Source organism: Zavarzinella formosa DSM 19928, assembly GCF_000255705.1.
Lineage (GTDB): Bacteria > Planctomycetota > Planctomycetia > Gemmatales > Gemmataceae > Zavarzinella > Zavarzinella formosa.
In genome coordinates, this window is sequence record NZ_JH636439.1 from 1,141,971 (window position 1) to 1,159,168 (window position 17,198).

10 protein-coding genes are annotated in these 17,198 nt (G+C 58.8%); 3 read left to right on the top strand and 7 right to left on the bottom strand.

Annotated elements, in window-relative coordinates; all coding sequences use genetic code 11:
- Nucleotide 1: 1 nt before the first annotated feature.
- Complete coding sequence (locus BGIM_RS0105580) at nt 2–1,318, bottom strand: MFS transporter (protein ID WP_020468811.1); 1,317 nt, start codon at nt 1,316–1,318, stop codon at nt 2–4.
- Nucleotides 1,319–1,327: 9 nt separating this feature from the next.
- Nucleotides 1,328–2,485 carry a mandelate racemase/muconate lactonizing enzyme family protein gene (locus BGIM_RS0105585; protein WP_020468812.1) on the bottom strand — a complete coding sequence of 386 codons (1,158 nt, stop codon included), beginning with the start codon at nt 2,483–2,485 and terminating at the stop codon, nt 1,328–1,330.
- 202 nt (nt 2,486–2,687) lie between these two features.
- On the opposite strand from BGIM_RS0105585, the gene BGIM_RS0105590 reads away from it, so the two are divergent.
- On the top strand, nt 2,688–4,076 hold the full coding sequence (locus tag BGIM_RS0105590; protein ID WP_020468813.1) for a hypothetical protein: 1,389 nt from the start codon (nt 2,688–2,690) through the stop codon (nt 4,074–4,076).
- A 23-nt stretch (nt 4,077–4,099) separates the two neighbouring features.
- Here the strand turns inward: BGIM_RS0105590 and BGIM_RS0105595 are convergent, their stop codons facing one another.
- Complete coding sequence (locus BGIM_RS0105595) at nt 4,100–4,720, bottom strand: hypothetical protein (protein ID WP_157368626.1); 621 nt, start codon at nt 4,718–4,720, stop codon at nt 4,100–4,102.
- On the opposite strand from BGIM_RS0105595, the gene BGIM_RS65750 reads away from it, so the two are divergent.
- A complete protein-coding gene (locus tag BGIM_RS65750; RefSeq protein WP_157368627.1) occupies nt 4,700–5,029 on the top strand; it encodes a hypothetical protein in 330 nt (109 codons plus the stop codon). The two genes, BGIM_RS0105595 and BGIM_RS65750, sit on opposite strands and share 21 nt — an antisense overlap.
- A gap of 224 nt (nt 5,030–5,253) precedes the next feature.
- A complete protein-coding gene (locus BGIM_RS0105600; protein WP_052639674.1) occupies nt 5,254–6,486 on the top strand; it encodes an MFS transporter in 1,233 nt (410 codons plus the stop codon).
- Nucleotides 6,487–6,508: 22 nt separating this feature from the next.
- On the opposite strand, the gene BGIM_RS0105605 is transcribed toward BGIM_RS0105600, so the two are convergent.
- The 4 genes from BGIM_RS0105605 to BGIM_RS56995 form a co-directional block, all read right to left on the bottom strand.
- Nucleotides 6,509–7,930, bottom strand: coding sequence for a WD40 domain-containing protein (locus tag BGIM_RS0105605; protein WP_020468816.1), 1,422 nt, complete (start codon nt 7,928–7,930; stop codon nt 6,509–6,511).
- An 11-nt stretch (nt 7,931–7,941) separates the two neighbouring features.
- On the bottom strand, nt 7,942–10,395 hold the full coding sequence (locus tag BGIM_RS48850) for a DUF1553 domain-containing protein (RefSeq protein ID WP_020468817.1): 2,454 nt from the start codon (nt 10,393–10,395) through the stop codon (nt 7,942–7,944).
- A gap of 16 nt (nt 10,396–10,411) precedes the next feature.
- Complete coding sequence (locus BGIM_RS0105615; protein ID WP_020468818.1) at nt 10,412–11,785, bottom strand: DUF1501 domain-containing protein; 1,374 nt, start codon at nt 11,783–11,785, stop codon at nt 10,412–10,414.
- Between the two features lie 124 nt (nt 11,786–11,909).
- Nucleotides 11,910–17,186 carry an FG-GAP repeat domain-containing protein gene (locus tag BGIM_RS56995; protein ID WP_020468819.1) on the bottom strand — a complete coding sequence of 1,759 codons (5,277 nt, stop codon included), beginning with the start codon at nt 17,184–17,186 and terminating at the stop codon, nt 11,910–11,912.
- Nucleotides 17,187–17,198: the final 12 nt, after the last annotated feature.

Consider the following 17,198-nt stretch of genomic DNA (forward strand, 5'->3'; position numbering starts at 1 on the left):
TTCAGTCGTCAATTTTTGAATCGTGTCGCGTGTTTGTTTGCGGGTTGTGGATTCCCAACCAAAGCAACCCGCCAACGGCACACATCACGCAAGCCACAATAATCGCGGACTTCCAGCCGAAGTGTTCTCCGATGATCGGGGTGACAATCGGGGCGAGCATCCCGAAACCGTTGCCGCCGGTGTTCACGAGGGCACATGCCAAGCCACCGTTTCGCTCTTCCAAAATCGGCGCCGTCGTCCAAAAAATGCTTTCGCACAAGCCGAGCGCGGCAAAGGCCAGCGAGAAACAGATGGTCACGGTCCGGGCATCGCTTGTGGTGAGGCCGAGCAAACTGAACATGCCCCCCAATCCCATGCCGACAAACGCCACAATCCGGCATCCCCAAAGATGTCCGGCGTGCCGACAGATCATGTCGGTCATCCATCCCCCGGCAGCCATCCCCACGGCCATTGAAACGGAGATCACGAAGGCTGCCTCACGGCTGTCCGATGGCGGGGCGTTTAGCACATTTTTGAAGTAATATTCGATCCAGTAGAAGAAGAGGTATTGGGTGTAGCCAATCGCACCATAACTGAGCGTAAGCAATACCAAAGACCGATTGCTGAACAATTTCAAGATTTCCCCAAGAGATGCGGAACTCCGGGGCGCCGCCTCGACGGCAACAAGATCGCGTTCACCGGTGTTGCAAGCAGGATGCTCGGCCGGCCGGTCGGCGGCCAGCGAATACCAGAGCAGGCCAAAAGCGATCATCACCGTTCCGCAAATCACGAACGCCATCGGCCAGCCAACGTTATCCATCAGGCTTCCAAAAACGGGATATGTGAAGGCGACGCCGAGGAGCGCGCCGGCGGTGATGAGGCCGTTCGCCCTTGATCGTTCCCGGATTGGCAGCCAGAGCGAGACCGACCTCGCGGCCCCCGGATGCAGCGGCACACTCGTCGCCCCGGCAATACTGCGAATCGCCAGTAGCGGCACAAACATCGCGGCCATCGCCAGTCCCATCCAGCCAAGAACTCCGGTGAGGGCTGTTAAAAAACCGAGTCCGAGGCCCATGCCGGCCAATGCCCGATAAGGGCCGATCCGGTCGATCACCCAGCCGCCGGGCAACATGCCCAGCGTGTAAATGAATAGGAATGCCGAATAGACCGATCCCATTTGCGCTTCGGAGAGTTTGTCGGGCCCGATGAAGTTTGAAGTGGCGGCGACGGAGATGCTTATCCGATTGAAGTGAGCGAGAAAGACAATGCCCGCCAGCAGCGCCACAATTCGCCAACGAATCATCGTGGGCCGCAAGGCTTCAGACGCGGGAATGCCCATTCGCGAACCTCATGAGAGCCGGTATCGTTCGATGATTTCCATCGGCAGATCATAACCGATCCCCGGCGAGAGGGGCAAATCGATAACGCCATCGCGGACCGGAAATCCGGCGTTTTGCAATTCCTGACGCAGCGGCGATTCGTAAACCTCGGCCGGAGCGAACTCAATAAATGGCGTGATGGGCGAATATGCGGCCAAGTGAACCGTGGCCGCTCCGAGAATCTGCGTGGACCAATTGCCGGGACAAACCACCGCCCCGCGCATTCGTGCGAGTTCGACGATGCGTTTCGCCTCGGTGATCCCGCCGCATGTCGCCATGTATGGCTGCACGACCGAAACACGCCCGCGATCCATCATGTCAAGGAATTCCCAACGGGTGACTCCATGTTCCCCCATCGCCAGGGGAATCTTCGTTCGGCTCGCCAGTTCCGCATACGGCAGTGGGGAATCCACCGGGAAGGGCGTTTCAAAAAAGTAGACGTCGCAGCTTTCCAATTCCTGACAAACTCGGGCGGCCGTGGGAACATCATGGAATAGATAGCCCACATCGATCATGAGGGTGGGCTGTCTTCCAAGCGATTTGCGGAACCGGCGGGCAAGTTCCACAACATCATGCGGCGTTGACATCATCGGTTCGAGTTTGAACGCCCGGTAGCCAAGCCCGGCCAACTTCTCGGCGCGAGCGACTTGCTGGCTGAACATCTGTTCGCCACCCCAGACATCCGAAACGATGGTGCAATATGGCGTGACGACCGGCTTGGTTCCGACCGGGGTCTGGAACGCCCCGCGCTGGACGCCTCCAAGCAATTCCCAAACCGGGCGGCCAAGCGATTTTCCGTACAGATCCCAGAGGGCGACATCAATCGCGCCGAGGATGATGATTTCCCAACCGCGACGGTTCGTGTGCAGAAACGCATCCCACATCCGTTGCCAGAGGCGCTCCGGATGGGTGATATGCTGGCCGAGGAGCAATCGGCCGAAATGCGTGTCCGGCCCGCCGACGGTGGCTTGAACAACCCCCGGCGGCACACGGAAGACCTCGGACAAACCCGTGGCCCCGTCGTCGCAGTGAATGCGAATGCACGCCAGCGGTTCGACCCCGCCCTTGTCCGGATCAATGTCCGGTCCATCGCCGAGGACGAATACTTCCAACCGGGTGATCTTCATCACGGCCACTTTGTTAGTCAGACGGTGAATCGAGTGACAGTGTAGACGATACGCAAGACTTATCTAGTCTCGTTTGTTCTGCAATAAACATAACGAAGTTGTTTCGGTTCCTGAAGCAAGAAAGCAAGCTCTTCTGTTCGCCGCCACTATGCTGAAGAGATCGCGTTCTCTCCCCGATAACAGACTTGGAAAGGATCGTCACATGCGAGTCTTTGCAATTCTGGCAGTGACTGCGGCCGCCTGCCTGCCCGCATGCGGGGCCGATGCGCTTCCGCATGATGAAGCCAAGGCCAGGCAACTTCGCGAAGACGCCATCGCCAATCACATGGCCAAGACATACGAGGTATACAAAAGTTCCGGCAACCGGAGCCCGAAGTGGGACTTACTCGTTCAAGCGGCTCACAAGCACAACAGTGAACGAATGTTTGGCCCGGAATTGCTCCAAATTGAGAACACGGCCTTGTTCTTGGAATCGGTGACGGAAGCCATCAAGGCCGGGTGCGACGACCCGCTCATCATCTACTACCGGGTAAAATTCTCGAATGAAGAATTCACTCCAGAGGTCCGCAAGGCATTGGAACAAAATGCCAGAGATTTGGAAAAGAGCCAATATTCCGATCTCGACAAAGCTCGCGCATGGCACAGCGCCGCTGTCGCCCGTCTGACTCCGGGGCCGGACGAAACGAAACGCGAGGAGGCAGACTGGAGGAGGGGGCTGGAATGCCACAAGGCCGTCGTGACCAAGTTGACGGCACTGGCTCGTTCCAAGGACCGGCATGATCGGGAGGGGGCACGCGAAATCGCCTGTCAACAGTTGTCGCTCGGCGCAACCTTCGGTTATCGACAACAGTTTTACAATAATATCAGAAATGTGCTAAGCACTTTCTCTTCGGCCGATATTTTACGCAATCTGATCGAAGGTTCATTCTATATTGATTACGCTTGGGAAGCTCGCGGCAACGGCTTCGCGGACGAGGTGACGGAAGAGGGAGCCAAACTGTATAAGGAACGGCTGGTGAAAGCCCGAGAACACTTCGCGGCCGCGTGGAGGGCCGACGACCAATGCGCCGAAGCGGCGGTGGGCATGATCCGGGTGTGCGTGGGTTTGGGGCTTCCGGCCGAAGAGATGGAGACATGGTTTGCCCGCGCTCGCAAAGCCAATCCGACACTCTATGAAGCGTTCGAGGCGAAGTTCAACTATCTCAAACCGCAATGGCACGGCAGCAACGAGGAACTCCTGGCATATGCCCGTCAACTGGCCAAACATCCGGATTGGGGGCGCCAAGTCCCGATCCTGATGATGGCGGCCCATGAATTGATTGCTCGCCAAAGCGGCGACTCTGTTGCGTATTTCACACGCAATCCGCAGGTTTGGAAAGACATACAGCCGGTTTTGGAGGAGATGCGGAAGCGGTTCCCCAAATCAATCATGGGCGCGACTCTGTATCTCCATTACGCCCGTTTGTGCAACAAGAACCGTGTTCAAGCTGCCGAATACGCCACTCCGGTGAAAGATAAATTGAAAATGAATGGGTTCATGGATCAGCAAGAGATTGACGCCGCCTTGCAATGGGCGGGAATCAAGAACTGAATGCCCGCATGGAACGCCTCTGTTCAGTCCGCGTCGTCGAGTTGACGGACTTGAATTTCTTCCACATCCACGGCGCTATTCATCCGGCGCATGATGATCGGTCCTTTCATGTTCTCGACCGGGTAAGCCCGTCGTTCGGACCAAACAAGGCGGCCATTGTCATACACCTCCATCCCCTTTGACGTGATCCGCCACCGAAATGTGTGCCACTTGTTGGGTTCCAAGGGGACCGTTTTGACACCCAAATGCGATCCGCTTTCGAGCTTGTCAGGGGTGCCGGTCGGCCGGGCCACGCGGAATTCACTTTTGTTCAACTCCCAATTGAAGATGATGACAGACCCGTTGTAGGCATTGATTCGGATGTTCTCGTCCTCCGTGCGGGCGGTCACGGTGATTTCAATCGGGCCGGAATACACGACCTTTGTCCGTATGGTCCCTTCCTTGACCGTGAGGCTGATGTGGCCGTCTTTCAACTTCCCGGCGTCCTTGTAATCGATGTGGCGCCACTTCATCGCCCAAATGGCTTCCAGCTCCTTTTCGATCTCGGCGGCCAGTTTGTCCCGGCCGGTTTTTCGGCATAATTTGACGGCCGATTCGTAAGCCTCTTCCAAGTCACCGGAGAGTTGATTGAGTTGTTGCGTCATGGCCAAGGGCAACCAAGCCGGCACAATTCCTTGCTCAACGTACAGAGCCTTTTCTTCTGTCAGTCTGTCGAGCGCCGCTTTGGTGATTGTTTTGGACGCCCGAAGATCATCTTCCTGTTTTTTGAACGCCGCATCGATTTTGACCCCGAGGGTTTTTATGTCAGCATCGAACTTTTTTCTCTCGTCTTTCAGGCGTTCACGCATTTCGTTGTCGGCATCGGCAACGACCGGGGCGGTGAGAAGCAAGACCGCAAGCAAGGTTCGGATCATGGGAAGGCACCCAGGCGGCAAATCAAGAATGAAAGTTGATGGTCATCGCTCATTTGAGGGAAAATCACTGACAAGCGACGGATGAAGAAAGACTACCGCAGCCGCCGACGGGTCACAAGATGATATTCCCAACGGAGACGGCGTGGAGGGCACATCGCCCGAACTCCCGGCATGAAGATCCGCGAACCAAAGAGTTGGCAAAGCCCTCATGTCATACAAAAATTACCTCGCCACTTTCGGCGAGGACAAGTCATATCCTCTTGATGAGGATTGAGACAGGGAGGCAAGTGGTGGGTGAGATTGAAGGAGATAGTGCAAAGGCGAAGACGAGTGGAACGGTCGTCGCCATTTTGGTGGGTCTCAGTGTCTCCCATCTGCTTAACGACCTGATTCAATCGTTGATTGCCGCCGTATATCCGCTTCTCAAAGATACTTACGCACTCACTTATGCCCAGATCGGGTTAATCACTCTCGCTTTTCAATTGACGGCATCCCTGTTGCAGCCTCTGATCGGCACATTCACCGACCGCCGACCTCTGCCATATTCTCTGGCGTTGGGAATGGGTTTCTCCCTCGCGGGACTTCTCTTGCTGTCCGTGGCATCTCACTTTTCGACCATCCTTTGCGCGGCCGCTCTGGTCGGGATCGGGTCGTCGGTCTTCCATCCCGAGGCATCGCGGGTGGCCCGAATCGCCTCGGGCGGGCGGCATGGAATGGCCCAATCGTTCTTTCAGGTTGGCGGGAACGCAGGTTCGGCATTGGGGCCTCTCTTGGCCGCGTTCATCGTTGTGCCACAAGGGCAGGGCAGTATTTCATGGTTTTCTGTCGCGGCGATCCTTGCGATGGTTTTCCTTGTCCGGATCGGCCATTGGTATCGGGCGCATCTGGCGAACCGTCCGAAGAAGACCGCCGGAACATTGAACACGGGCCTCTCACGTCGCCGGGTGGCGATCACCATTGCTATTTTGTTGTGTCTGGTGTTCTCCAAGAATTTCTACCTGGCGAGCCTGACCAGTTACTACACCTTTTACCTGATCGATAAGTTTGACGTGTCGGTTCAGGCCGCTCAGATCTATCTGTTTGTGTTCCTCGGGGCGGTGGCGGTGGGAACGCTCGTCGGCGGTCCGATTGGCGACCGGATTGGGTTCAAGGCGGTGATCTGGGTGTCGATCCTTGGCGTGCTGCCGTTCACCTTGGCGTTGCCTTATGCCAGTTTGTCTTGGACGGTCGTGTTGACAGTGCCCATCGGGCTTGTCCTGGCGTCGGCCTTCTCGGCTATCGTGGTGTACGCCCAAGAATTGGTGCCGAGCAGAGTCGGTTCTGTGGCCGGTCTTTTCTTCGGTTTTGCGTTCGGCATGGGGGCGTTGGGAGCGGCGCTGCTCGGCTGGCTGGCGGACCAGACAAGCGTCGGTTATGTTTACCGCGTTTGTTCATTCCTGCCATTGATTGGTTTGTTGACGGCCTTCCTGCCAAACCTTCACGCCAAGAAGGCTTGACGAATTCCGGCGAAGCATCGGCTCAATTCGGAGAAGCTTTAAAAGTGGCCAGTCCGTTTCCGGTCTTTGTGTCCCAAATGCGGATCTCGCCGTCGAAGCCGCCGGAGGCCAAATGGTTCGTGGCGGGATGGACGGCGACGGCATAAATCCAATCGGCATGGCCGGTGAATTCGTGGACGATTTTGCCGGTGGCGGCATCATGTTGGCGAATCAGGCGATCCCCGCCGGCCGAGAAGAGTTGCCCGTCGCCAAGGACCATCGCAAAAACTGGCTTGCCGGCGGGGAAGTCCAGATAGCGGGTGTGGCCGGCTTTTTTGAATCGTTCTTCCATGTCGGCCGCGCTGCCGTTCTCTTCGCGGGTTTTCTCAGGTTCCCATGCCCGAATCGCGGCCCCGCCCCCCGCCGAGTAGGCCGTTCCTGTCGCGTCAAATGCCAACGCATACACCTCGAATTGTCCCGCGTGCGGGGCATATTGGCGACGATGGCCGTTGAAGGTGGTGAATAGTTTTCCCGTCGCGGCCTCCAGCACTTTCACCGTGCGGTCCTTGCTGGCGGTGGCGACAAACCGGCCATCTTTGCTCCAGGCCACGCCGGTGATCCAATCGGAATGCAACGCGCTTCGCCAGAGTTCGGCGCCATCGGAGACTTGGTACGCGCGGACCGTGCGGTCGGCGCTGCCCGCAACAATTGTTTTGCCATCCGCCGAGAAAGCCGCCGACAACACGATGTCGTCAAACAAGCCGAACACCCGCAGACGCTTGCCGGTTTGGGCGTCGGCCAATGATACTTCGCCATATTCGCCCGATGTGCCGCCCGCGACCAGAAGGGATTTGCCATCGGCCGAGTATATGATCGAATGGATGCGGGCCGGGAGGCGCTGCAATCGACGGAGCAGTTTGCCGGTTGACACATCACGGATGAGGATTTCGTTCACGCCGCCAACGGCCAGTTCACTCCCGTCCGGAGAGAACGCCAGAGCGAACACCGCCGCTGGGGCCGGATATTTCTCCGGAGATAACGGGTGATTCCGCGGCGGCAGAATTGACCGCAGATGAGCGGCGGGGTCCGGCCGGTCAAAGGTTCCCCCGGCGATGATCCAGCTTTTAATCGCCGCGATTTCATCCGCAGTCAGCGGATCGTCCCCCGGCGGCATTCGCTCGGCCGCCTTGGCGGTCACCAACCGGCGGTAGAGTTCTGATTCTTCCGGTTTGCCGGGGACAATCGGTTTGCTGTCTGAATTGCCGGGTTCTGTGAGGTTCTTGAAGGTGTGTAGCCGATAGTCCCCTTTTGCCTTTTGCCCGGCATGGCAACTTATACACCGGGAAACCAATACGGGGGCGATTTCAACACTAAACACTTTGTCAGCCGCCAATGACGGGGCAGATACGGACGCGACGATGATCGCCAACGCCAGCCAATGGACAGATCGGAAAAAATGACTCATGGCAACCCGTGTCAGTGTTGGAGCAAAAATTCCCGCGTGTTGATCACTGCCCAAACCAAGTCTTTGATCGTGTCGGGCCGACTGGCTGATTTCTTCAACAGCGGCAGGACTTTGGCCGATTCGGCGGCGTTCGGCAAACGGGCGAGGGCGGTCAGCCACAGTTGGCGAATGAGTTCTTCGTCAGTGAGTTTGCCGTAAGCCTCCGCCGCCTTGGCCAACCGGTTGGCGACGATGGGGCCGTTCAACAATTGCAACGCCTGATCCACGGTCGGTTCGTCGATCCGTTCGCAGGCACAAGGGCTTTCCCGTTTGGGCTGGCCGAAGGCTTTGAGAAACACCGATTGTTCTGGTGTCAGCCGTTGGGTCGCGTATTCGCTCCGGTCTTTCAGCCGTTGCAGTGTGGTCTGCGCCCGCTTGTCATTCGGTTTTGCGGCCGCCTGTTTCTCGGCGGTGGCAATCGCCACGGTCAACTCAGCCGGGGTGTGGAGGGTGCCCGTCACTTGGCCGATACCATCAAGCAGTTGTTCCGCGCTGAGGCGTCGCACCGGGTAATGCGAGAAGAGAACATCGTCCGCTTCGTTGAAATTGTTCGTCGCGGCTGATCGTTGATATGTCTGGCTATTGCACACCAACCGGATGATGTGTTTCCGGTCATAACCGGTTCGCTCGAAATCGGCGGCCAGGGCATCCAACAACTCGGGAATCGCCGGGGGATTGGACGAGCGGAAGTCGTCCACCGGATGGACGATTCCCCGGCCGAACAATCTGGCCCAGATGCGGTTGACCTCGACTCTCGCAAAATAGGGATTGCCCGGTTTCGTCAGCCAGTCGGCAAAAGCCAGCCGCCGGTCGGCCTTTGGATCACTTGTCGCGGGGCCGAACGGGGTGAGCGTTTTTCCGGTGGCCGGGTGTCTGGTTTCCCCGTCGGCAGAGATCGAAACGATCTTTCCTGTTTTCTTGACTCGGGCGAAGACGGCCGAGATGCGGTAGTAATCTTCCTGCGTCCAGTTCTCGAAGGGATGATTGTGGCACTTCGCACAATTCACCCGCGACCCCATGAACAACTGGGCGGTCGTTTCCGTCAGGTCTTCGGCACTGGGGATGGCCAGAAAATAATTCGCCGGTGGAACAGCCAAGCCATCGCCGGTGGCCGTGAGGATTTCCTTCGCCACTTGGTCGAACGGGGTGTTCTTGCGGTAACCCTCAATGAGCCAGCGGCCGAGCAACTCCGCCCGGCCTTCGGGGAGCGTCTTGACATTCACCCGCATCAGGTCGGCGGTTCGCAAGGCCCAGTAGCGGGCGAATTCCTCGGATTCGAGCAATTCATCAATGATTTTGGCCCGTTTGTCGGTGGCTGTGTCCGTGAGGAAGGCATTCGTTTTTTCAAATGACGGCAGCAATCCGGTCAGGTCGAGAAAGACGCGGCGAATGAATGTGGCGTCGTCACATTGCCCGGATGGTTGAATCTGAAGTTGCTTCAACTTCGTGTGGATATGCTTGTCGGCCATGTTTGCTTCCGGCGGGTCGTTCCATCGGAAACCGGGGACAGGCTCGATGATCGTGAAATGCACTGATTCCAAGTGATTCAAATAACGAACTGACACCGCCCCCTGACCGCGTTTCAATCCGGTCACCCGGCCCCGGTCGGACACGGATAGGATTTCCTTGTGTGATACGTCGTAAGTGGCGAGCGTTGTGACATCCCGAGAACTTCCGTCGGCGAATTCGGCGGTGATGCTCAATTGTTGTGTGAGATGCGGCGTCGTCAGCACGCGGGCCGGTCCCGGATACACCACCAGTTTCACACAAGTCGGGAGATTTCCATCGTCCGTTTTGGTTCCCTGACTGATCCAGTCGTGCAGGATGGCGTAGCCGGGATCGTTTTTGTTAAGTCGCTTCCCGCCGACATGATCGACCCGCATCATCGGCTTTTTCAGGAGCAGGCTGTCTGTCGCGTTGAACAAGTCTACCCGCCGATTCAATCCTCCCCGCACAATGCTCTCCGCGTCGGCGACCGGATCATAGCCGAACAGAGAAAGACCGAACCCGCCTTTGCCGTCCGGCGAACCGTGACACGAACCGCTATTGCAACCCTGCTTGGTGAGAACGGCCAGCGTCTCCGTCCGAAATCGCACCAGATCGGGTTTCGACTGCCCGGTGATGGTGACCGGAATTTTCACCGTCTGGCCGCCCGCCGAGACGGAGATGTGCGTCTCGCCGTCTTTCAGCGGATTCACCCGGCCTTCTTGAACTTCCACGAGGGGTTCGCCAACGGCATAAGTGGCCTCGGCCGTCAGATCACGAAAGCCCACGCCGGACTCATGCCCCGTGACGACAATTTGCCCGGTGGCCCGTTTGGAGCCAAGCAGCAACTTGGCTGGATGGACTTCTATTTTGACCGGCGCATCGGCCGCGACCATGCCCGTCGCTGTAAAACAAATCAGGAGACTGAAAAACAAACGCATCGTCACAGGCTCCTGATTAGAACAATTCCGGAATGGCATGGCCGTCCTTGCCCGGATAGACCGGCCGACCGGCGGGCGTGTGGATCGGTTTGGAAGTGTCGATCCCGAGTTTCTCGTAAATCGTCACGGCGTAATCTTCAATCGTGTAAGCTTTGGGACTGGTGATATACCCGCCCTCAGAGTCGGTGGTCCCGACGATCTGTCCTCCCGGCACGCCGGCCCCGGCGAAGGCGAAGCTGAACGCATGGGTCCAGTGGTCCCGCCCCTTGCGGTCGTTGATGCGCGGCGTGCGGCCAAACTCCGTCACGAAGCAGACAAGCGTTTCCTCCAGCAATCCCCGTTGGTGCATGTCCCCGATCAGGGCGGCAAACGCTTGGTCGGTCGAACCCATCATCGGCCATGTCTGGATGCCCCAGCGTCCGGCTCCGGCCCCTCCGCCTTTGATGCTGGTGTCTTTGGGTGAATAAATGTGGTCGTGGTGGTCCCAGTTCATGTTGCCGCCGCCGGGGTATTGCGGGGCCGGGGGCTCGCGGCAATCAATCGTCACGAAACGAACGCCAGATTCGATCAGCTTTCGGCCAAGCAGGTAACACTGCCCGCGATGCCCCAACCCGTAGGATTCGCGGACACGAATTGGCTCGGCTTGCAGGTCGAACGCCTTGCGGGTGGCTGGGTTCGTGAGCATGTCTTCGGCCTGTTCGCGGACGCTCATCAGGATGCGAGAATCCTTCGCCTGACCGGCGCCGGGGATTCCCACATCGAGATTGCTCAACAAATCAGCCCGGTCCTTGAATCGCTCCGGGGCGATTCCCGCGAGGGCCAGATTGGGGACGGTCCAAGTTGGTTCATGGGGTTTGCCGCCGGTTTTGAAGACGCGATGCTGCGGTGGCAGAAACCCGAGCCGGGTGTTATCCTGTTGTTCGCTGGTTCCCGGAACCATGATATACGGCGGGAGGTTCCGGGCCGACGAACCGAGCCGGTGCGACACGACCGATCCAATGTCTGGCATTTCTTCGGCCCCGCCGGGGCTTTCGCCACTGAAGATGTATTGCGATCCCTTCGGGTGGCTGTTGCCGATGCCGGGTTTTGGTTGCGTCATGCAGCGAACAATGGTGAGCTTGTCGGCATGAGAGGCTGTTTTCGTCAGCAGTTCGGTGAAGCGAATCCCCGGCACGTTTGTGTCAATTGTTTTGAACGGCGTGCGATGCTCGGCAGGGGCCTCCGGTTTCGGGTCGAACGTGTCCATGTGCGACACCCCGCCTTGCTCGAAGATCACCAAAACCGATTTCGCCGCCGCCCGCTTCCCGGCGGCCAATGCCGGAAGGGCCGCCAATCCGGCGGCGCCGAGGCTGATGAAACTGCGACGGGAAAGCAGGGATGAATGCAACAAGGCGGGATTCTCAAAGGACCGGCGGCGGGATCAATCGGGAGGGAGAGAAGTTTGATTGTAACGTGTGCAAGTGGAACATGGCAAGAATTTGCCGCGAGCAAATCATGATTGGCAACGTCGGCGTTTACGCAGAACCCGCCGGAACAGTGCTCAATCCGGGGAGTGATGGTCTCCTCGTTCCCGCCAGTTTCGGTTGCAACATGACTGTCACCAGAAACGTCATCCACATCACTGTTGCAAACACATCACTCTTCGATTGCGACAGCGGTGAGGGTATTTCCTCCGATTTGACATCGTTTTCCTTTTCCGGTGGATCGTCGGACGCCAAGTCTATGTCTTCCCGGATGGTTTCGTCATTCCAAGGCTTCGCCGATTCGACCTGGTCGTTTTTCCCGGAAGGAGCGGCAGTCTTTTCCTTGGGGTCGACGGATTCCTCGGTCGGCCGGTAAAGTCGTGTCCCTTCCAGTTCTCGCTCGGCATCCGCGCTCGGCAGGATTTTGACAGGTTCCGCTTGCCCGTGCGCGACGCTGACGTTCTCTTCTTCTTCCACCACTTGGACACCCAGACGAGTCACAGGGGCATCAGCAACGACTTCTGCCGTGTCGTCACCATTGCCGTTGTCTGGCGATCCGTCTTCGGATAACCCGCCTGCCAGCAGCGTCACGACTACCGCAAGCGAATTAGGACTCAGAACCGTCGTCTTGGACACCACCGGGCTTTCGGTGGGAGAACCTTCCAGCCCCACTCCTTGCGAAACAGGCAGATCGAAGACAAACAGTTGATCGGAACCGGCCGATGCGACCAGTGCCCGAAAACCCGATTGTGTTTCCAACACTTCCAACGCCGTTGGTTCGGAAGGGATGCCGGTAAGCGGCGCCAGTTCCAAGCCGGAATGATAAAGACCGTTTGAATCGGCACTCAACACTTCGACCCCGTCATCCCGGTAAGCGACCAATCGGCCGTCGGAAAGTGCGTTGATCTCCCGAATCCCGCCGCCGTCAAAGACATCACCGACCGGTCGGAGAGTGTTGGGATCAATCCCGAGCAGGTTGCCATCACCCATTGGCACAACACCCGATCCCGAAACAAACACGGGTGGCGTCAGCGGAATCCCCGGCAACGGCGTCACTTGGGCGGTGTTGGCATTGAAGTATCCAAAGCCGCGATCGGACATGGCGACCAGACTCCCGCCTGTCGCCCCCGGCCCGCTCTGGCTGTTAGTCACGATCAATTCGGGACGGCCGTCGCCGTTCAAATCACGCAGCGTCGAGGCCACCGGCGCAATGCCGCCGGAAGAAACACGGGGGCCGGGCGTCGCCGTCCAATGCCCGGAGGCAAGCCCGCCGAACAGGATCGACACATCGTTGGACCCCCGGTTGGTGACCAGCAAATCCTTGATGCCGTCGCCGTTGATGTCTTGGGCGAGAACAGACACCGGGTTGGTTCCCACGGCATATCGTTCGGGCGGGGCGAACGAAGGCCGGCCGTTCGCGTCCGGTTCGAGGGAACGATAGATCACCACGTCGTTGCTGCCGGTTCCGACGACAATCAAATCGGGTGAAGACCCGCTGTTGAGGTTGGCCCAGATGCCATCGCCGGGAGCTTGTTGGGTATCGGAGGCCGGGGCGGTCAGTGTGGTCAGTTTTTGTGTTTTGCCTTTGGCCGTCACTGTTTGGATATTGGCCTCGTTGGTTTTCTGGTTGACCACCAGCACTTGCTTTTCGGACGTATCGGCCCCATCCATCACGGCCAGCGAGGTTTGTGTCCCGGTCAGCGGCGGCGGCGGTTCAAAACGGCCGTCACCGTCTCCCGCCAACCGCAGGACATCCCCGAACGGATCGCCGACGAGGAGATCCGTTCGATTGGTGTTCGGATTCTGCCAAGCGGTCAACCCCTCGGGCATCACCCCCGCCGGGACGGTTTCCAAGAATTCAAAATGGCCGTTCCCCAATCCGCGATAGACCCACACCTCTCCCGAATCCCGATCCAAGAAGGCGACATCGGTGATGTTGTCGCTGTCGAAGTTACCGCTTACCAAGGGACCGGGCAGATCGCTGGTGGTTTGGCCACGGGTGGTCGGCGTCACCCATTGATCGCTTGGATTTAGGAAGCCGCCACGGTCGTTGTTTTTCAGCACGGCCAGTTGGTGGCTTCCTTGCAGCAACACCGCGAGATCGTCCGGCCCGCCGCCGGGGAAGAAATCTCCGGCGACCAGACCGGCCGGTTTTCGGTAGGAAAGAACCGACCCCGTGTCGTCGGCCCCGGACAAGTCGCCGCCAAGACGAAAGCGGGTCGCGTCGGTGAACGTGTGTCCCGTGTCGTTGTGAAGGACTGTCACGTCGCCGCCCACCGAATCGCTTATGAGCAGATCGGGGCGTTGATCGCCATCGACATCGGTGACCAGCACGTTCGTCGGGTTTTCACCGGTCGGCCGGACAATCGGCGAGTCGAAGCGGTCGGGCAGGGCGATTGTCACGCGGTTGTTCAAGGCGTGAATCAGGATCAAGGCGTCACGTTCTGATCCATCAAGATTCCCCGATGCGATTCCGGTCGGGAGCAATGTGGTGGTGAATGCCAGTTCCCGTTTCACCTGATCTGTCGCATTCACGGTATATTTCGAGATGCGGTAAACGGGTGTATCGCCGGTGGAAAGTTCGGCGTCCGGTTCCAGATCAATCGCGGCGATGGCCTCGCCATCACCGGTGTTCCAAGCGACAATATCTCGCGCCCGCTGATCCGGCGAAGCGTTTAACAGCCTCGGGGCCGCGAACGGCTGATTCGCATCATTTTGCCCCTTGCGAAACAGGATGTTGCCAGAGCGGTCGCGGGTGATGCTGTCGGTCAACCCGTCGCCATCCAGATCAACCAGCACCGGAGAATACCGAGGCGGGGCCGAACGCAACGGTGTGCTTGCGGTCGGCGAATCGGCATTGTCAAAGGGGCCGAGCAACACACCGAGCGTCGATTCACGTGAATTGGCCGTGACCAAGTCAGGGCGGCCGTCATCGTTAAGATCGGCCGTCGCCAGATAAATCGCCCCTTTGCCTGCGGGTACCGTGAACGGATCTTGAAACTGGCCGTTCCCGTCGCCGAGCGAAACACTCACGTCGCCGGTCAGGCTGTCGGACACAGCCAAATCCGGATGGCCGTCGCTGTTCAAATCGGTGACGATCAACCCATAAGGCCCGCTTCCGGCGGGAACATCCGGAAGTCGTTGGAACGGTTCGCCTCCGATTCCAGCCACCGGGTTTTGCGTGAACACGGCGACAATTCCGCTTTTGCTTCCGGAAACCAGATCGGGCAGTCCGTCCCCGTTGATGTCAGCCGCCGCCACCGAGACGGGAAAAGCGTCATTTCCCAAATTCACGTTCGACCGTGGTTGGAACGACCGGGGGGCGTTTGCATCACTCAAGATCACGCTTAAATCGCTGGATTGTTCGTTGGCCGAAACCAAATCCGGCCGGCCGTCTTGGTTCATGTCGGCCACCGTCACCGCGATTGGTCCCTCGCCATCATCAATTGTTAGTTGGTTCTCAAAGGTGCCGTCGCCTTTTCCCCACCACACGGTCAGAGTGTTTGAATCGGCATCGGCGGTGACGAGATCCGGTATGCCGTCTCCGTCAATATCGCGGGCAACAATTGCCTGCGGCCGGTCGCCGACCGGGTAGGTTCCCGCTGGCAGGAAAGTTCCGTCGCCGTTTCCGAGCAACACGCTGACGGTGTTGTCGATTTCGTTCGAGCAAACCGCGTCGATCCGGCCATCTCCGTTAAGGTCCGCAAGGGAAACCGAAGTCGGGCCTTGTCCGACGGCAAAACTCTTGCTGTTTCCGAATGTGCCGTCGCCGTTGCCCAAGGCCACGTCGATGGTGTTAGAATTATTGCCCGCGCTGACGGCATCCGGCACGCCGTCCCCGTCGATGTCGGCCAAAGCCACTGAGGCCGGTTTTCGGCCAACGATGAACGCCCTCGGAGACAAAAAGGTGCCGTCGCCGTTTCCGAGCAACACGCGAAGTTCGCCCGGCGTGCCGTTGGCCGAGACGAGATCGGTTTTGCCGTCCCCGTTGAAGTCGGCCACGGCGGCGGCCGTCTGATCGGATCCGGCGGCCAGTTCCTCGGCCGGGCCGAATGTCCCGTTCCCGGCGCCAAGCAACACGCTCAGGGTGTCGTCACGGTTCGCCACCACCAAATCGGGCGTTGTGTTTCCATCCGCACGGGCGACGGCCACGGAAACCGGGGCTGAGCCAACGGGCACCGGAGCCATCGCCGACAAGGTTCCATCGGGATTTCCCGCCAGCACGCTGACCGTGCCGGAAAGATTGTTCGCCGTCACAACGTCCTGTCGGCCGTCGCCCGTCACGTCTTCGACCAGCAGGGCAACCGGTCCATTGCCGACTTGATATTCGCTTTTCGCCCCGTTCGGATCGAACGTGCCATCGCCGGTTCCTGGCAAGATTTTCACGAAGCCGTCTTGATAGGAAGTCCAGACCAAATCGGGCTTGTTGTCCCCGTTGGCATCAGCAATGGCCACGGCCGATGGCTCAAGGGTGTCTTGAATTTCCGCAAGTTCTTCAAAGGTTCCGTCCCCGCTGCCCCGGAGGACACTCAGGCTCTGGCCGGTGCGGCTGGCGCTGGCCAAGTCGATGTGGCCGTCGCCGTCAAGGTCGCCTGCCGCCACCGCCACCGGACTTCCTCCGACAGGCACGTCTAGCCGGGGGAGAAACGAACCGGGGTTGGCCTTGTCGGCCAGAAACACGCTTAGCGAACCATCGTCGCCCGAGTTCGCTGTCACAATGTCCGGCCGGCCGTCGGCGTTCAAATCCGCCATCAACACGGCCTGCGGTTGATGATCCTCCGGAAGTTCCAGATCGCGGGGAGGCTGAAACGTCCCGTCGCCGTTTCCAAACCACAGGCTCACCGTGTCGGCTACGCGGTTGGCCACGGCCATGTCTGCAAAGCCATCGCCGTTCAGATCGCCGACGGCCACTCCTTTCGGATAACCGGGGCTTTCCAACGGTGCCGTCGGAGAGGCAGCTTCCGTGAGATGAGTCGAGAGATGATAAGCGATACCAGATTCCCCGGCCGACACTCCGACGCGGTAGGAACCGGGATTCAAATGCAATTCGACTTGCCCGGAAAGCGGATTGCCGGAAGCGCCCTCGGAGGTCATCAGAATGGTGTTGTCAGCGGTGGCCAATGTCAGCCGCAGGCCTTCGGTCGAACCTGCGTCCGGTGTGGCCTCGGCTTGGAGAACACCGGCGGTGTCCACTTCCAAGGGAAGCCAGTTGACGACCCCTGCGGCCGACAGCCGGTCGTCAACCGACAGGTCGGCGGCCGGTTCGGCCCGTGTTTCCAGCGGTTCCAGCGCGGGCCGGACCCGGTGTTTTCGCCGTTCGAGTCGCATGGGGCGGTTCCG

Excerpts from the sequence above, each read along its gene's own strand:
- BGIM_RS0105605 (WP_020468816.1), bottom strand. The coding sequence starts at position 7,930 with ATGAGTCATTTTTTCCGATCTGTCCATTGGCTGGCGTTGGCGATCATC.
- BGIM_RS48850 (WP_020468817.1), bottom strand. The coding sequence starts at position 10,395 with ATGCGTTTGTTTTTCAGTCTCCTGATTTGTTTTACAGCGACGGGCATG.
- BGIM_RS0105595 (WP_157368626.1), bottom strand. The coding sequence starts at position 4,720 with ATGACGCAACAACTCAATCAACTCTCCGGTGACTTGGAAGAGGCTTAC.
- BGIM_RS0105590 (WP_020468813.1), top strand. The coding sequence starts at position 2,688 with ATGCGAGTCTTTGCAATTCTGGCAGTGACTGCGGCCGCCTGCCTGCCC.
- BGIM_RS0105585 (WP_020468812.1), bottom strand. The coding sequence starts at position 2,485 with ATGAAGATCACCCGGTTGGAAGTATTCGTCCTCGGCGATGGACCGGAC.
- BGIM_RS56995 (WP_020468819.1), bottom strand. The coding sequence starts at position 17,186 with ATGCGACTCGAACGGCGAAAACACCGGGTCCGGCCCGCGCTGGAACCG.
- BGIM_RS0105600 (WP_052639674.1), top strand. The coding sequence starts at position 5,254 with ATGAGGATTGAGACAGGGAGGCAAGTGGTGGGTGAGATTGAAGGAGAT.
- BGIM_RS0105580 (WP_020468811.1), bottom strand. The coding sequence starts at position 1,318 with ATGGGCATTCCCGCGTCTGAAGCCTTGCGGCCCACGATGATTCGTTGG.